Origin of the sequence: Psychrobacter sp. Pi2-52, from assembly GCF_904846705.1 — a bacterium.
Taxonomy (GTDB): Bacteria; Pseudomonadota; Gammaproteobacteria; order Pseudomonadales; family Moraxellaceae; genus Psychrobacter.
Genome location: NZ_CAJHBS010000032.1, coordinates 1 through 18,183, shown reverse-complemented (window position 1 = coordinate 18,183; position 18,183 = coordinate 1). Strand labels below are relative to the sequence as shown.

Sequence of the window (18,183 nt, the reverse complement as noted above, 5' to 3'; positions counted from 1 at the left end):
TTTTTAGCACTATATTTATTAAAAAAAATTAGTGAAATTATATCTAGTTTTTTTATAAATAAAATTGAAGATTATATCAAAATCGAACGAGATTATAACGCTTTGATTAGGAGGTATCCCCTTGAAACGAATTTTGTAACTTATGATAATCAATCATGTTCTTCTAGCAATAAAGAATTATTCCGTACAAAGGTAGATACTAAGCATACAAAAGAAGAAGATCAATATACATTTCCAGTCATAATCGAAAAAGATATGACTAAAGACAGTTTGAGAATCAAATCCATTAAAATTGAAGATAATAAAAATAAGAGATATACCCTCCCAGATATCATTCAAGACAATTATAAACACCTAATGGATGCTCACTCTACCTCGACGTTATATAATCAAATAAATATCCGTTTAGATGGTATTTCAGAAGATGTAGACTCTGTGATACTTAATACATCGAGAACGCAATACTATGACTCTTTAGTAACCAATAGAGTAATCGACTTCCCATTGCCAAATGGTATATCTGTTAGAGATATGCTGAATCCAGGACCCTATGTAGATTTACTCGAGAACTCATTACTTTCAAACCATCTAGGCTTCAATATATTTATAAAAACTAGTGATAATAAAATTGTCTTTGTTGAACGTAGTATGGATGTATCAATTGGAAAAGGAACGTTAGGTTCAAGTGTAGCTGCTTCGCTAAAAACAAGATATTGTATCGATGAAGATTATAACTTTCATCTAGAAGGTCTTGAAAAAGCTGTTATCGAAGAAATAAATGATGAGTTAGGATTAATTATAGACCACCATGATTTTTCGATAGATAAACATTTGATAGCTATATATAGGGAGCTTATAGAAGGTGGAAAACCCCAGTTTTTGTTTTATATTGAAATAAATGAAAGTGAAGAACAAGTTCAAGAGTACTTCCTTGAAAACTTAAAAATAGAAGACAAAAAATATGAAACTATTGTTGATGGCAACAGGCTAGCATTTCTAGATTTGTCTAAGAAAAGCGAATTTTACCTTTCTCCAGATTCTATATTTTTCAACAATGAGTCTTATGCTGTTCTTCCTTCAGTATCTGGAACCCTTGCTCATCTTCTGACGCTAATGGAAATTGGTAATTTATGAAAATAATCGAAGAATTTATATCCAGTAAATATAAAGACGGTACTAGATGCGAGGATGGCATCTATGTCAGCGAGCACTTTGTCGTGTTGATTGACGGCGTTACTGCTAAAGGCCATAAGCTTTGGGAAGGTAGGAAAAGCGGTGAGCATGCCAAAAATATCATCATCAAAGCGTTGCCAACACTAAGTCATAAATTATCAAAGGCAGAAATTTTCGACGCACTTAATAACGTACTTTTAGCTGAGGCATCTTTAGATACAATAGATAAGAATAATTTATTAAAGGCTTCTATAGTGATTTATAGCGCCTATCATGGTCAGATATGGTCATACGGTGACTGTCAAGTGATGATAAATAATGAACTGATAACCAAATCAAAATCGGTCGATACTCTATTGGCTAATATCAGAAGTGATGTACTTAAGTTTTATCATAGTGATAAGTCTATAGAGCAAATTTTCAGTGAAGATCATGGCAGAGCATTCATCCAGCCTTTGTTAGAGCAGCAGTATAAGTTTGAAAATGTAAATCGAACATACGGCTATGCTGTTTTAAATGGAACGCCTATTAATGATTCAATGATTAATGTGTTCAATGTGAGAGCTGGAGACCATGTTATTTTTGCAAGTGATGGCTACCCAGAAGTATTTGTTAATTTGCAAAAAAGTGAAGCATATTTAAAGGAGATGCTAAACAGAGATCCAAACTGCTTTGTTATCAATAAGCAAACCAAAGGACTGAATAGGGAATTAAATAGTTATGATGATAGAAGTTATATTTCTTTCGTTATCTTAGACAACTAATATTGTTAGAGTAACTGTATCAATAACTATGGTCTTTGACTAGAAATTAGAATTAAATAGTTATATATGACGGTATCATAAGATATAAAATCTTTACTTTTTCTAAGCAATAAGTTTCTCATCTTTAAAATATTTAAAAAATTCCACAGCACAGCTCACGCCTATCTATAGTCGATCCACTATAAAATAAATACAGTGCTACTGGGATAAATTTTGTGCAGCCTCTGGAATGACGGAGTCGCACAGCAAGCAAAGGAAATTTATACCAGTAGCACACCGTAAAAGCTGTACTCTTTTTATTTAGGACTCACTATAGAGTTTAATATTAGACTAACAGATAAAATTGATAACATCGAAGCTACTATTATTCAATACAATATCTCAAAGCAAAAAAAGCACCCAACCAAGTTGAGTGCTTTTTCATTGCTATATTGAACTAATTAGATTTTTAGTTTGCTCTGACTGAGGGCTTACTCCCACTCAATCGTTGCAGGTGGCTTGCTCGAAACATCATAAGTCACGCGTGATACTTCAGCGATTTCATTCATAATGCGGTTCGATACAGTCTCGATCAAATCGTATGGCAGATGCGCAAAACGAGCGGTCATAAAGTCAACAGTCTCAACCGCACGTAGCGCGATTACCCACGCATAGCGGCGGCCATCGCCGACCACGCCGACAGATTTGATTGGTTGGAATACCGCAAATGCTTGTGCAGTCTTGTCATACCAGCCTGAACGCTCAAGCTCTTGCATAAAGATAGCATCTGCCAAACGCAGGATATCAGCGTATTCTTTTTTAACTTCACCAAGGATACGCACGCCCAAACCTGGACCTGGGAACGGATGGCGATAGATCATTTTGGCTGGTAGACCCAAAGTAATACCCAGTTTGCGCACTTCATCTTTGAACAAATCACGTAACGGCTCAATCAGTTTAAATGCCAAATCATCTGGCAAACCGCCTACGTTATGGTGACTCTTAATCACGTGTGCTTTGCCTTGATGCGACTTGGCAGATTCGATAACGTCTGGGTAAATCGTACCCTGTGCTAAGAACTCAACGACTTTTCCATCGCTCTGCTCACTCACTTGGCGCGCGCTATCAGCGAATACGTCAATGAACGTCTTACCGATGATTTTACGTTTTTTCTCTGGATCAGACTCGCCAGCCAATGCGTTTAAGAACAAGTCTTCTGCATCAACACGGATGACTTTTACGCCCATGTTTTCTGCAAAGATTTGCATGACTTGGTCACCTTCATGCAGACGCAATAGGCCGTTATCAACGAACACACAAGTCAGCTGATCGCCAATGGCTTTGTGCAATAGCGCGGCAACGACTGAACTATCAACACCGCCCGATAGACCTAGCAATACTTGCTTGTCACCGATTTGCTCTTTTAACTGTGCGATACGCATATCAGCGATATTGTCTGGCGTCCACTCACCTGCACATTCACAGATTTGATGCACGAAACGACCAAGCAGCTCTTGACCTTGTAGCGTATGCGTGACTTCTGGGTGGAACTGTAGGCCGTAGTATTGCTTGTCATCATTTGCCATAATCGCGATCGGACAGCTTGGCGTGCTAGCGATGATGTCAAAGCCTTCAGGTACTTCGATGACCTTGTCACCATGACTCATCCAAACGTTTAGTTTGGCAGCAGCGCCGTCAGTCTTGCTGTCTTCGATGCCGTCAGTCAGCTGCGAGTGACCATTTACTTCGATAGTCGCCGCACCAAACTCATGAATATCACTGGCATGAACTTGCCCGCCAAAACGATCTGCCATTGCTTGCATACCGTAGCAGATACCTAGTACTGGCACGCCTAGATCAAATACCGCATCGTTGATACGTGGGCTGTTTTCTGCGTGGACGCTCTCAGGGCCACCTGACAAAATGACGCCTTTTGCGCCAAAATCGATGATGCGCTGAGTGTCGATATCATAAGGGAACATCTCACAAAACACCCCTGAATCGCGCACACGGCGGGCGATTAACTGGCTATATTGCGAGCCAAAATCGAGGATTAAGATGCGATCTTCTTTGATTGCAGGAGTGGCAGCAGCAGTGGTCATAAATCGATATCCATCAATAGATAAATTGGTGCCCTATTTTAACAAGTTTACGCCCTCTATTGGCTATTAGATGGTTAATTATTCGCGATTATTATTGGCACATACCCTCAATTTGAATAATTACTCTCTAAGCAATGACAAAAATAAGCAAAGAGTAGACAGCAAACCCAATTATGAGGAAACTATCTTCCTCTCTGTTTATCAGTCATTTGCTAGGTTTACTACGTAACATCACTCAAAGCTAAGTGCATACGATTCAAACCTTCCCTCAATATTGCTTTAGGACAGGCCACATTTAGGCGCATCTTTAAATATCCTTCCTCACCATATTTAATGCCAGCGTTTAGCTCAACTTTGGCAGCTCTAAGCGCCTCATATAATGCTTGATCGTCTTGGCTATATGCTGAGCAATCTAGCCAAATTAGGTAAGATGCTTCTGGGCGCATGATTTTAATATCAGGCAAATGCTCATTTAAAAACTGCACGGTCAATTCAATATTGGCTTCGATATAACTAAGCGCCTGCTCTAGCCACTCACCGCCGTGCTCGTAAGCACTACGCATGGCTGTATACGCAAATAGGTTCAGCTCGTACTCATCATTTAATTGCTGCTGCTGACTGATTTTTTTGATTAGCGCTTTATCTTTAGCAAATATCATCGAGCCTTTGATACCTGCGATATTGAAGGTTTTGGTCATTGATGTCAGGCTGACGACGTTGTGCTCATAGCCTTCTGCAAGTATCAGAAATGGCGTAAACGTATGACCAGTCAAGGTTAAATCTTGATGAATCTCATCACTGACAATCGCCACATTGTGCTTTTTGCAAATCGCAAGCAGCGCTTCAAGCTCATCAACCGTCCACACGCGCCCACCCGGATTGTGCGGATTGCAGAGTAGATACAGCTTAACGTCATGTTCGATGATTTTGGCTTCGATATCAGCCAAATTTAAATGATATTTACCTTCAACTTCCTTTAATGCAGAGAGCACAAGCTTGCGGCCATGGCCCTCAACCTTGGTCATAAACGGTGTATAAATAGGATCATTGACCATTACCGCCTCGCCTACCTTGGTAAAGACATTCATCATCAGCGCTAGGCTTGGCACGACACCAGGGGAAAACAAGATATTCTGCTTCTCTAACCGCAAGTCATAACGCTTACCATGCCAGTTAATAATCGAGTTATATAAAGCGTCAGTAGGTTTGGTATAACCCAAGATGCCATGCTGCATGACTTGCTCAACCGCGCTTAATATCGGTGTGGCAGCCTTAAAATCCATATCTGCTACCCATAGCGCAATCGTGTCATCGTTATAGTGCCACTTGAGTGAACCGGTATCGCGTCTGTCGATTATTTCATCAAAGTTATATTGCATTGGTACTCTTCTTATTTGGAATAATAATAGCTTGGAACGTCAAAAACACAGCGCAATATGTGCACTATATTATAAATATACGCTACGCTATCTGCTTTAGTAGATTAAGGCGTATTCGATTTTTTACAAATAATTAAAGTGCTTTTAGACTCTAATTATCCATTTATCGGCTTAAATAACCTTCAAAGATATAAAGTAAACATTATTTGAATAATGGTTAAAAAATAATGCTACATTAAGGTTTCGGACTCTATCTATCGTAAAGTTATTTATGCCAGAGTGCGCTGATGTTGCCATGATTATAATCTATCAACATCTACCCAAACTATCTAATAAGCCATCAAGGCTAACAAAAAGGAATGAAGAATGAAAATGGACTTTTTACCGAAATCAGTACTAAAGATTAGTGCCCTCACCTTTGCCATTGCCGCAACCGCTTCTTGCACTGCTATGGCAACAGGAACTGACCATCAGACTGCAAACGCAACTAGCAGCACCGCTATCACTCTCGGCAACGCTGCCACAACTAGCGGCACCAATGATACCGTTGCCATCGGTAGTCAGGCCAATGCAGGATTAAACTCAGCTACTGCCGTTGGCGGTCAAGCTAACGCTGCTGGTCTAGGCTCAACCTCTATCGGTTGGCAGTCAAAAGCCACTGCCGAACGTGCGCAAGCTTTTGGTCATCTAGCCAATGCGAGCGGTGTACGCTCTACTGCTGTCGGTGAAGCAGCCATGGCAGGTGGCAATAATGATACGGTTGCTGTCGGTAATAAAGCCAATGCAGGTCTCAACTCAGCCACTGCCGTAGGCGGTGAAGCCAATGCTGCAGGTCTAGGCTCAACGTCTATCGGTTGGCAGTCAAAAGCCACCGCTGAGCGCGCACAAGCGTTTGGTCATCTAGCCAATGCAAGCGGTATGCGCTCTACCGCTGTCGGTGAAGCGTCATCAGCTCAAGGCGCAACTTCAGTCGCGGTCGGTAATAAATCTATGGCAGGCGGCATGAACAGTATTGCTATCGGTAATGAGGCAAAAGCATCCAAAGACAACCAAGTCGTCTTAGGTAACGCTGGACAAGTGCAGTCGAGTACCGCAGCACAATCAGGTACGGTCAGAATCGTCACGATCGATGACAACGGCACTTTAGGTACTATGATGGTTGACTACTACCAAAAAGCTAAATAATTATAGTTGAGTGGTCCACACTGACGCTGTTGTAGTCAGTCATACTAGATAAAACAAAAAACCTCGCGATTGCGAGGTTTTTTTTGAGTGGTATATTTGATTAAATAAGATTTTTACGGAAGTTTAAAAGGTAAGTGCACGTGTCGAACTTTTATCTTTTGCGTATGGGAAACAACTCTTAAAATTTATAAGTATTAACGCCCCTTAAACTCAGCCTCACGTCTCTCAACCATCGCCATTACGCCTTCTTTCGCATCTTCTGAATGAAACAGCGGTGGTAGATAGCTATGGATATTAGCCAATGCAGTCGCTGCGCCATTACGGCTAGCATCTTGCGCTGACGACAATGCGCCTCTGACACCTAAAGGTGCAGCTTTACAGATCTCTTGGGCAAGCGTTAATGCACGCTCATACTCAGTCCCATTTGCCACCACTTCACTGACCAAATTCAGTCTATCTGCCGTTTGCGCATCGAATGCTTTACCAGTAAGCAGATATGGCATGGCTTTTTGCCAGCCTGCCGCTGCGACAAAGCGTACCGTTGCCCCGCCAAATGGCATGATACCGCGCTGGACTTCCATTTGAGCAAAGTTGCAGTTATCACTAGCGATGACCACATCACTATTTAGCATCAGCTCGATAGCCACAGTGAAGCAAGTACCTTTTACCGCGACGACCACTGGTTTGGTACGCAGTTTTCCACTGATACCCCATGGGTCGATTTGTTCGTCATTAAACTCAAACACGCCATCGTTTAGCTTGTCTTGTAGCTCTACCAAATCTAGCCCAGCAGTGAAGTGATCTCCATGGGCAAATATTAATGCACAGCGTAAGTTGTCGTCTTGCTCGTAGCGAGTCATGGCGTCAGACAGTTGGGCAATCATATGACTGTCAAAGGCGTTGCGTTTGTTGGCACGGTTTAGCCCGACAAGGCAAACATGGCCTTGGGTGTTATAAGTGATGCGGTTTTCTGTGGCGTTGCTGTCCGTAGTCATGGTGCTGTCCTTGTTGAAATAATCATTGTTATATAATGAGTGGTTATATAATAGGTTGTCATACAATAGGTATAGTCGAATCTCGGTACTTCATTCGTAGAAATTTGTCGATAAACCCACTTTTAATATAGACACCCTCGCGCGATAACACAAGCAATAGAACTGACTCGAATAAAGTGTAAATCGATAAAATTTGACCTCATTTGCGATAAGTGCAACTATGATGCAGGTCTAGGTATTGTTTAGAGTATTTTATGGAATTTTGGCACGGTTTTTTGCTCATCACTAGCGTACATCTATTGGCTGCGGCCTCACCTGGCCCTGATTTTGTCTTAGTCTCGCAGCAGACATTAGCAAAAGGCCGACGCACAGGTTTGATTTGTAGTCTCGGTATTACCTTGGGTCTTGCCGTCCATATTATCTATTCTGTATTAGGACTGGCGACTGTCATTGCTCATTCGCAGCCATTATTGACTACTATTAAATGGTTGGGGGGCGGCTATCTGATTTATTTAGGTTGGCAAGGTATCCAAGCCAAACCTAAAAAACCAGCAGATTTAGAGACTGATCACCTTTTAGAAAAAACACATGCTTTAGAAAAAGCAGACCCGCAAGTAGGTTCAAGCGCTCACATTTCGCAAGATTCGCTTGCTAGCCAGACCACACCTACAACCAAAGAAACCTCTATCAAAAAATCGCCTAGTAATGACGAATCGACCTTTGCTACGTTACGTCGCGGATTTCTTTGTAATGTCTTTAATCCAAAAGCGCCTGTCTATTTTGTAGCTATCTTTACTCTTGTATTGTCGCCTAATATCCCGCTTTGGCAATTGGCTATTTATGGTGTATGGATGATGGTGTTACAGATGGCGTGGTTTAGTACGGTCGTCATGCTACTCTCTATCCCTGCGGTACATCGACGCTTCCAAAGGTTTGAGCATTGGATCGACCGTGTATTGGGTACTGCGATGATCGTATTAGGGCTCAACTTGATATTGCGTCATCGATAAGCGACCGATAAAGCGCGGATAAACAATTAGCAACCTGCGAAATCTGCTACACTGGTTACTTATATCCATATATCGTAGCCTGACATTATGACAAGTAAGCCCATGACCCGTAACCCTGCAAATAGTAAACACAGAAACAGATCGCCGGCGACCGCCAAAAAACTCGGTCAGCTACATCCGCGCAACCCACATCAGGGTCGCTATGACTTTGCGGTATTGACTCGCGCGTTGCCTGAGCTTGCCAAGCATACTATTACCAACCCTAAAGGTGAGCCGACGATTAATTTCTCGGATCATCAGGCTGTTCGCGTGCTGAATAAAGCACTGTTGGCAAACTATTACGGGGTTAAATTTTGGGATATTCCTGAAGGCTATCTATGCCCGCCTATTCCTGGACGTGCCGATTATATTCACTATATCGCGGACTTGTTGGCGCAAACCACTCACGTAAATGCTGATAATACACCGCCAACGGGTAAGGAAATTCACGCCCTTGATATCGGTACTGGGGCGAGTGCTATCTATCCTATCGTTGGTAGTCAGAGCTATGGCTGGCGCTTTACAGCAAGTGACATTGACCCTATCTCGGTCAATACCGCAGCGCTAATTTGTGAAGCCAATCCAAAGCTAAAGAGTGCTGTTAAAGTAAAGCTACAGCCTGAGCCTAAATTTATCTTTAAAAACATCATTGGTCGTCAAGACTATTTTGATGTCGTGGTTTGTAACCCTCCGTTTCATGCTTCATTAGAAGAAGCGATGGAAGCCAATAGCCGAAAGCAGCATAATTTGCAGCGCCATCGTGGTAAGAATGAAAGCGAGCAAATCAGCCGCAGTTCAACCAAATCAGGCAACGCTGCGCAAAACCTGAACTTTGGCGGTCAGCACAAAGAGCTATGGAGTGAAGGTGGCGAAATTGCGTTCTTGACCAAAATGGCAAAAGAAAGCCAGAGCTTTGCAGAACACGTTGGTTGGTTCACAACCTTAGTATCAAAATCTGAAAACGTTAAGCCATTGCAATTGTTATTAAAGCAGCTAAACGTCGCTCAAATGCGTATCATCGAGATGAGCCAAGGTCAGAAAAGCACTCGCGTACTAGCTTGGCGCTTTGACACTGACGAAGAGTAATCATCAAGCAAAATTACTAACTCGAGTTTCACGTGAAACAAAAAAGCACCACTTTGATATTCAAAGTGGTACTTTTGTATAAATACTCAGTAAGAATCTAAATAAATTAGCTAAAAAACAGCACTTTTAGACCAATTGCAATAAGCACGATACCGCCCAATGCTTCAGCTTTATCCTCTAGCCATGTGCCTGAGCGACGTCCCAAATAGACCCCGATCCAGCCAAATATAGCAGTTACTACAGCGATAATTAAGCAAGCTAACCACGCATTCAGTGCCAATAAATTCAGCGTAAACCCTGCCGCCATTGCATCAATACTAGTTGCAACCGCTAACGTAAACATAGTGCGGTGATTGATATGTCCATGCTTACTCGTGGCTGTTACTGTATCACTATCAGTGTTAATAGCATCATCATTGACGTCCAGATCATCACTGTCATCATCTGACTCATCAGCAGTAAACACTTCATAAAGCATTTTGCTACCTAGAGCAATCAAAATAGTGCCGCCAATCCAAGGTGCAGCAGCGGCCAGCCAACCCAACATTGCCGCACCTAATAAGTATCCAGTAAGAGGCATTACGCCCTGAGCGATACCAAAGTAAAGCGCAGCATAGATAGCCAAGCGCAGTACATATTGATGACTGTATTTCTGTGCCTTAGCACCCAACCCTATTGACACTGCAAACGCATCCATCGCTAAAGCAATAGCGAGTAAAATTACTTCAACCATTTGATTCCCACAAATTATAATTATTAAGTAATAGCAACGCTAACAAATGAGTTTCACGTGAAACAAAAATACCGCCTTGAATATTAAAGCGGTATTTTTATAAATTGTCAGTAACCAATTTTAAATTTAGATATCTAAGTTCGATACTGTTAGCGCATTCTCTTCAATAAAGATACGACGCGGCTCAACGTGATCACCCATTAAACAGGTAAACATATGGTCAGCAGCGATAGCATCTTCGATCGTAACGCGTAGCATACGACGGTTTTCAGGATCCATCGTTGTATCCCACAGCTGGTCGGCGTTCATCTCACCTAGCCCTTTGTAACGCTGGATAGCTAAACCACGACGCGCATCCAGCATCATTTGTTGCCATAGGTAATCGAAGTCGCGTACTGGGATGTCTTTAGTCGTCCCCGCAGACGCTTCACGGCGGATAAAGGCATCGCTCTCAAGCAACGTATTCCATTCGCTTGATAAACGTAGCAGTTTGCCATACTCACCAGAGTTGATAAAGCTAGCATCTAATAGATAATGGTGTGCCAGTTGATGCACGTATACCGTGACGCGTGGTAGCCACTGTGCCTTGGTAGATAAAGCCTCACTATCTGACGCTTCGCCTTCTGCGGTACCTACTACTGGCGTCATACCCAATAAATCTGCTGCGGCTGCATCCATATTCTTTGGCTGCGGTGCATGAATATTAACCAATTCAATCTCAGGGCTTAGATCGCTACCGAAGTGATCCAGCTTAGTCTGCATCGCTGCTTTCCATTCCTGCATGGCAGACTCATCATAAGTCATGTCAGTGCTAAGTTTTGGCGTATGCGTCAATGCGTCCAAAATCACCGCTGGGAAACGAATCTGTAAACGCGCTTTGATCAATTGTGTCTGGTTGTAGTCATTGAGCAGTGTCTCAAGCGCTTGACCAGTAATCGCAGGCGCATCAGCACTGATATGTAGCTTGGTATTATCAATCGTTGAAGACAATAGATACGCTTTAAGCGCTTCATCATCTTTTAGGTATAACTCTTGACGACCTTTTTTCACTTTGTATAGCGGTGGCTGAGCAATATATACATAACCACGCTCGATCAATTCAGGTGTTTGACGGAAGAAGAACGTCAATAACAACGTACGAATATGCGATCCATCAACATCGGCATCGGTCATGATGATGATTTTGTGGTAGCGTACTTTATCAGGATTATACTCATCAGGACCAATACCACAACCTAATGCAGTAATCAGGTTACCCACTTCAGCAGACGATAGCATCTTATCGAAACGAGCACGCTCGACGTTCAGAATCTTACCTTTTAATGGCAAAATTGCTTGCGTTTTACGGCTACGACCTTGTTTAGCTGAGCCACCTGCAGAGTCACCCTCCACAATGTATAGTTCAGACAATACTGGATCTTTTTCTTGGCAGTCAGCCAATTTACCAGGTAGACCTGCAATATCCAAAGTGGTCTTGCGACGTGTCATTTCACGTGCTTTACGTGCTGCATCACGTGCACGTGCTGCATCGATAATCTTATTAGCAATAGCTTTACCAGCACTTGGATTCTCTAACAGATAGTCATTGAACTTATCATGCATCGCTGATTCAACAGCAGATTTCACTTCGCTTGATACTAGCTTATCTTTGGTCTGACTTGAGAATTTTGGATCTGGTACTTTTACAGAGACAATTGCAGTTAAGCCTTCACGAGCATCATCACCCGTTGCGGCTACTTTTTCTTTTTTAAATAAATTTTCGCGATCCATATAACTGTTCAAGCAACGCGTCAATGCTGAACGGAAACCTGATAAGTGAGTACCACCATCTTTTTGCGGGATATTGTTGGTGAAACACAGTACTTTTTCGTTATATGTATCTGTCCACTGTAGCGCGACTTCTACGCTGATACCATCATCTTGCTGGCTGGTAAAATGGAATACTTCGTTGATACCGTCTTTACCAGCATTGATATAGCTAACAAACTCTAGCAAGCCACCTTTATGCTCAAATTCATGACGCTTATCAATACGCTCATCAGTCAAAACAATACGCACACCAGAGTTCAAAAATGACAGCTCACGTAAGCGTTTTGCCAAGATATCGTACTCAAAGATAGTACCAGTAAACACATCACTGCTAGGATAAAAGCGGATTTGTGTACCTGTTTGATCGGTTGCTTCCATCTGTTGGATATCGCTATCAGGTACGCCATCAGTATAAGTCTGATGGTAGTGATAGCCTTCGCGCCAGATATTCATCTCAAGCTTTTGAGACAGAGCGTTAACTACTGATACCCCCACACCGTGCAAACCACCTGACACTTTATAGCTATTATCATCGAACTTACCGCCCGCATGCAGGACAGTCATAATAACCTGAGCCGCTGATACACCCTCTTCTGGATGGATATCAACAGGCACACCGCGACCATTATCCATCACACTGACAGACTCATCTTCATGAATAACGATATCGATCTGATCACAATGACCAGCCAGCGCCTCATCGATAGAGTTATCCACTACCTCAAAGACCATATGATGCAAGCCTGTGCCATCATCGGTATCACCGATATACATACCAGGACGCACACGTACGGCCTCTAACCCACGCAATACGCGAATATCTTTAGAGCTATAATCAGAAGGCAACACTTCTGAAACTACAGTAGGCACGGCGGCTTCAGTAGCACTGTCGTCTATCAATTGCTCGTGGTCAATAGGTAATGAATCACTCATGTACATTCCTTAATCTAGCCATAATCAGCCATTTACGATTAGCGCACTTATAAAAGTCCGCTACATAATGGTATCTTAGCATTAACGTCTATTATTCATAATCTAGAGTGCATATGAGCAGCTAAACCACTAACCACCGTTAGCCTCAAAAAAGGCCGCACAGAGATAAAATTAGTAAATTACTTATTAGTAATAGTCTTTATTTTTCTAGCCATTGTTAAAACTATTGAAATAAATAAAATACATAACTATCAATCACTTATAGATATTTGAAAAATAGAAATCTTTTCTATGATGCTGTCAAATAAATTGCTGAGCACAGGACAAAAATAAAGGGTTATTTTAACATTTTTTTGCTTCTAAGTCACTGTTTACTGAGAGTTTTACGGTCTTAGGAAGGTTGTTTTAACATAGTAACTGTTAGGACAAATAGTAGTGGCTAGTGTACTGAGTAATGAGTAATGAGAGGTGAAAGTAGATAGGTTATCGTCAAAAGTATAAGCAGAAGAATGAAATATTAGTTAGTAAACAGAATCTCACCTTGTTTCACGTGAAACTGATTTGGTTGTGACCAAAGTTCATTAACTAAAGGTAAAATATCGTCTGTTAGACTGGTCATAAATACTTGGCAAGGGAGTTTAGCTAGGGTCGATAGCAGTATTTCTATAGCTCTATCATCCAATTCTGCAGTGATATCATCTAGGAGCACAACAGGTGTCGCTCTCGATGATAAATTATCATTGAGTGAGTCACTGCGCTCTTTATCGTTTAGCAACAGTGGTAGTTGCGATAGGCGCAGTGCAGTAATTAGCAGTTTCTTTTCACCGCGAGACAATACATTTGCTGCCTGCTCTTTTAAAGTCGGTAATTTGGTTTGAACACTATGTGCTGAAGCTGCTGTTCTGGCATCTGTCGTTTGATCGTTCACAGACTCATCAGAACGCCAATACACATGAATATCAGCACGATGATTGCCTATACGGGTATATCCCAATTGCAAATCCTGCTCTAACCGCTCATTAAGCTGCACATCTAGCGCGACACTGGTGTCATAACCAGCGTTATAGCTCAGGCTCAGTTGCTCAGCGTAAGAAGGCAATAGCTGTACGATACTCTTGGCAAAATAAGGCTGCCATTCAGTAAATACTTGCTCGCGATAATGATGAATCAAAGCAGCGTGGTTGCTCAACCCTTTATCCCATGATTTCAGCTCAGCAAGCTGTACTTGGGTTAAATGACGAGTACTTTTTAGTAAACTATTGCGCTGTTTTAGGAGACGTTGATAAGCCATCCATTGTGGATGGAACCCTTGTTTCATGTGAAACACTAACCAATCTAGCAGCTGTCGACGGCTCGCACTTCCCTGCTCCAACATATCCATTGACGATGGATCTATCAGTAACGTAGGTAGCTGCTCTGTCAAGATACTTTGGTTGTAAACAGTGGTTTGATTGAGGCGTAGTATAGTCGTAGCATCTGCTTGCTTTTGAATAGCTAAAGTACGACTATCATTGATCTTAGCATGAACAGTCGTATTATTCTGATGATGCTGGATATAACGTTTAGGCTGGTGATGGCGAAAGCTTTTACCTCTTGATAACAAGAATATAGCTTCGAGCAACGAGGTCTTACCGCTGCCATTTGCACCGATAATGACATTGCAAACAGCAGGCTCTAAGCTGATTTGAGTAAGGTTTCTAAGATAGGATATTTGTAGACGTTCAATCATGGTATCGATAGCCGCCCATTAAAGCCTACTAATCTAGCAGGCAAAAGTTTATTAAAAATCAATATTCAGTATTGAAAATAAAGCTCTTTAAAACGTACTATTTCTATTCAATTCTATTTATTTTTAAAGAAAACACTCTATATACGCATTGGCATAATGACATACTGATGGAACTCATCATTTAGTTGATTAACCAATACAGAGGCATTCGATTGGCTCATATGCATTTGTAAATCGCCTTGGATGACGCCTAATACATCTTGCAGATAAGCAGCGTTAAATGACAACTCCATTGGCTCACCTTGATACTTAGCTTGTATCATCTCGACTGCTTCATCCTGCTCAGCATTGTTGGCACGTACTTCGACCATACCATCGCTAGCAAAATTAAAGACCACACCACGAGATTTTTCATTACTCAAGATGGCAACACGACGTAGTACGTCTGTCATTTTTTCTTGACTAAATAAAGCTAATTTATCAGTATTGCTCGGCATCACACGGCGATAATCAGGGAACTTGCCATCAATCAAACGTGCGGTAAATGTTACCATTAGATCTTGGCTAACTTGCCCTGCACTATCGACATCACCAAATGGCAAACTTACTTGTAAAAACTCTCGACCGAAGCTCAGAGTAACTGCGTTGTCCTGATCACCCAACATTTTACCAAGCTCAGAAGCTAAACGCTCAAGCTCAATCACTGCCTTACGTGGCAAGATAGCCTGCATATTGAGATCTGCGCTTACATTGATCACACTACGAGCTAATGCCAATCTATGGCCATCTGTTGCTACCGTTGTCAGTTGCTGCTGTGAAACGTCAAATAACATACCTGTTAAGTAATAGCGTACATCTTGAATCGCCATTGCAAACTGTGTTTTATGAATCAAATCTGTCAGACGATTACGGCTAATGGTCAGAGGTGTGATATTTTCAGGGTTACCCAAGCTCGGATAGTCTTCGCTTGGTAGTGTCCCTAATGTAAAACGACTCTTACCACTAGTTAACAAGCAACGCTCATTTGCTTGAGTTGCTAGATTAACTTGCGCCTGGGCAGGTAGCGATTTACAAATATCTTTTAGCTTGGTTGCAGGAAGCGTCGTTGTACCGGCTTCAACACAAGCACCAGCAGGCAATTTCAATGTCGATGTCAGCTCTACCTCTAAATCTGACGCTGTTAAGATAAGCTCAGATTCTGATAGCTGTAGCTTGATATTACCCAATATAACCATATTGTGGCGTTTATCAGCGGCTTTGGCGATCAAGTTGATAGCTTTTAGTAAAGATTCTCGATTGATCGATAATTGCATGCTTAGTTACTCTTATTTGAATGATTCTTTTATAAAAATTTTTCGTAATGACTCAATAATACCTTGTATGCTGACGATAATCTACAGAGTATCTGTGCACTTGTATTTTCGATATTATAAACCATCTGTATCCACTAGAATACAACGATATCTGTCGCTTTTATCCTGCCTGTAACATCAGAGCTAGGGTTTTATAATCCTTATCAAATGCAGGATCTGCTGCTCTTAACTCATTTACTTTATCGCAAGCATGCATCACCGTCGTATGGTCGCGTCCACCGAATGACTGACCAATTTCAGGGAAGCTATCGCCTGTTAATTCACGCGACAAAGCCATCGCTATTTGACGTGGTCTTGCAATACTACGCGTACGTTTGCGCCCCATAATATCTTTGACCGTGACATCATAGTACTCAGCAACTATCTTACGGATGTTATCCATATTCACTGCTTGCACACGCATCGCAACGATGTCTTTAAGCGCATATTGCACCATTTCAAGAGTAATCTGTGCCCCTGTTAAGTTAGCATTGGCAAACACCTGATTTAGGGCACCTTCTAAACGTCTGACATTAGACACCACATTTTGTGCAATGAATAGTGCACATTCCTTTGGTAACACCATTCCGTAGGAGGTTGCTTTTTTCTGCAGAATTTGTACTCGAGTATCAATCTCAGGAGGATCAACAGCGACTGTTAATCCCCAAGAAAACCGTGATCTAAATCGTTCATCAAATTCCGTCATTTGGGAAGGATGTCGATCAGAGGCTAAAATCAACTGTTTATCACCACTAGTAAAATCTGCAAATAATGTTAGAAACTCATTACTGCTTTTAGTCTTTCCTGCCAATACATGAATATCATCTACAATTAATAAATCTACTTTTTTTATTTTCTTTTTAAAATCTTCTATTTTATTATTTCTTAATGAATAAACTAATTGATTAATAAATTTTTCAGAAGTGAAATAATAAAAACTTTGATTATTTTTTAAATAGCGATGAGCTACAGAATGCATTAAATGCGTTTTTCCCAATCCAGAAGGGCCGTATATAAATAAGGGATTGTGACGATTTTTTGATTGGCGCTTACTAAGCTCATAACAAGCCTTGTAAGCCAAGTTATTGGACTTACCTGTAACAAAGGTTTCAAAAGTAAATTCGGGGTTCAGATAGCTTAATGATTTTGTATCAGCAGACTCAATTGGCTCATTATGACGCATGTTCGCATCTATATCTGCTTTGGCGTTGTTATGATGAATAGATTCAAATTTATGTTCGGATGGGGTAGGGGAGACCTCGTCTTCTACAAACAAAGAACCTGATTGACTGTTATCTTCTACATTGCGGCCAGCATTATCAACACGTACGACGACCTCTTCAATACTACCTTGGCTGTGTTTGGTCACCAATTGATGAATATCTTGAAGATGATTCTTCTTGATATACGTCACAAAATAATCGTTGGGAGCAAGAATAATCAAAGTTTGCGCTTCTTGATGAGCTGATAGAGGTCTCAGCCACATAGTAAACACGTTGTCTTTGACGTTATAACGCAAATCGTTTAGACATTTATCCCAAATATTTGCTGTGTCTATCATGAAAAGTACTGACCTTGTAATCTGAAATAATAGTTATTTTTTAGCAATATAACTTGCTATCTAAGCCTCGATATTACACGTAACAACTAACCAAAGAGTTCGTACTAACACCCTATACGAAGGTATATATCAAGTAGCGCCTAATTTAACACAGATACCCTGTGGATAAAACCTTGTTTTTTGTGGATAAGACTGTGGACAATTTTGTGTATAACTTTCATGAGCTAGTTATCCATATTTAACCCACAGTTTATCCACAGGCTTACCCATAGCCTAGTAAATTGATAATAAAAAGGAAACCAGACTTAACCACAGATAATCATGGTCCCAATAATAACAATACTATATTTATAT

General features: G+C 41.2%; 13 protein-coding genes. 5 read left to right on the top strand and 8 right to left on the bottom strand.

The window, feature by feature from the left end:
* A partial coding sequence (locus JMY00_RS12845) for a hypothetical protein (RefSeq protein WP_201580438.1) occupies positions 1-1,134 on the top strand: 1,134 nt, incomplete at its 5' end.
* Positions 1,131-1,937 (top strand): hypothetical protein, encoded by an 807-nt coding sequence (locus tag JMY00_RS12840; RefSeq protein WP_201580437.1) that lies wholly within the window; start codon positions 1,131-1,133, stop codon positions 1,935-1,937. The genes JMY00_RS12845 and JMY00_RS12840, both read left to right, overlap by 4 nt.
* Before the next feature lie 470 nt (positions 1,938-2,407).
* Here the strand turns inward: JMY00_RS12840 and guaA are convergent, their stop codons facing one another.
* The gene (guaA, locus tag JMY00_RS12835) at positions 2,408-4,018 is read right to left on the bottom strand and encodes a glutamine-hydrolyzing GMP synthase (protein WP_201580436.1); all 1,611 of its coding nucleotides are present in this window, start codon (positions 4,016-4,018) and stop codon (positions 2,408-2,410) included.
* A 221-nt stretch (positions 4,019-4,239) separates the two neighbouring features.
* The gene (locus JMY00_RS12830) at positions 4,240-5,397 is read right to left on the bottom strand and encodes a MalY/PatB family protein (RefSeq protein WP_201580435.1); all 1,158 of its coding nucleotides are present in this window, start codon (positions 5,395-5,397) and stop codon (positions 4,240-4,242) included.
* 366 nt (positions 5,398-5,763) lie between these two features.
* Here JMY00_RS12830 and JMY00_RS12825 point away from each other — a divergent pair, with 366 nt between their 5' ends.
* Positions 5,764-6,582 carry a hypothetical protein gene (locus JMY00_RS12825; RefSeq protein ID WP_201580434.1) on the top strand — a complete coding sequence of 273 codons (819 nt, stop codon included), beginning with the start codon at positions 5,764-5,766 and terminating at the stop codon, positions 6,580-6,582.
* Between the two features lie 194 nt (positions 6,583-6,776).
* Here JMY00_RS12825 and JMY00_RS12820 read toward each other — a convergent pair whose 3' ends face one another.
* Positions 6,777-7,577 (bottom strand): crotonase/enoyl-CoA hydratase family protein, encoded by an 801-nt coding sequence (locus tag JMY00_RS12820; protein ID WP_201580433.1) that lies wholly within the window; start codon positions 7,575-7,577, stop codon positions 6,777-6,779.
* A 254-nt stretch (positions 7,578-7,831) separates the two neighbouring features.
* On the opposite strand from JMY00_RS12820, the gene JMY00_RS12815 reads away from it, so the two are divergent.
* A complete protein-coding gene (locus JMY00_RS12815; RefSeq protein ID WP_201580432.1) occupies positions 7,832-8,587 on the top strand; it encodes a LysE family transporter in 756 nt (251 codons plus the stop codon).
* A gap of 87 nt (positions 8,588-8,674) precedes the next feature.
* On the top strand, positions 8,675-9,712 hold the full coding sequence (rlmF, locus tag JMY00_RS12810; RefSeq protein WP_201580431.1) for a 23S rRNA (adenine(1618)-N(6))-methyltransferase RlmF: 1,038 nt from the start codon (positions 8,675-8,677) through the stop codon (positions 9,710-9,712).
* A gap of 106 nt (positions 9,713-9,818) precedes the next feature.
* Here the strand turns inward: rlmF and JMY00_RS12805 are convergent, their stop codons facing one another.
* The 5 genes from JMY00_RS12805 to dnaA form a co-directional block, all read right to left on the bottom strand.
* Positions 9,819-10,445 carry a manganese efflux pump MntP family protein gene (locus JMY00_RS12805; RefSeq protein WP_201580430.1) on the bottom strand — a complete coding sequence of 209 codons (627 nt, stop codon included), beginning with the start codon at positions 10,443-10,445 and terminating at the stop codon, positions 9,819-9,821.
* A gap of 126 nt (positions 10,446-10,571) precedes the next feature.
* Positions 10,572-13,187, bottom strand: coding sequence for a DNA topoisomerase (ATP-hydrolyzing) subunit B (gene gyrB / locus JMY00_RS12800; RefSeq protein ID WP_201580429.1), 2,616 nt, complete (start codon positions 13,185-13,187; stop codon positions 10,572-10,574).
* Between the two features lie 517 nt (positions 13,188-13,704).
* Positions 13,705-14,916: a DNA replication and repair protein RecF gene (recF, locus tag JMY00_RS12795; protein ID WP_201580428.1), complete on the bottom strand. Its 1,212-nt coding sequence runs from the start codon at positions 14,914-14,916 to the stop codon at positions 13,705-13,707.
* Between the two features lie 137 nt (positions 14,917-15,053).
* Positions 15,054-16,229: a DNA polymerase III subunit beta gene (gene dnaN, locus JMY00_RS12790; RefSeq protein WP_160021028.1), complete on the bottom strand. Its 1,176-nt coding sequence runs from the start codon at positions 16,227-16,229 to the stop codon at positions 15,054-15,056.
* Positions 16,230-16,389: 160 nt separating this feature from the next.
* On the bottom strand, positions 16,390-17,829 hold the full coding sequence (dnaA, locus tag JMY00_RS12785) for a chromosomal replication initiator protein DnaA (protein WP_201580427.1): 1,440 nt from the start codon (positions 17,827-17,829) through the stop codon (positions 16,390-16,392).
* Between the last annotated feature and the right edge of the window lie 354 nt (positions 17,830-18,183).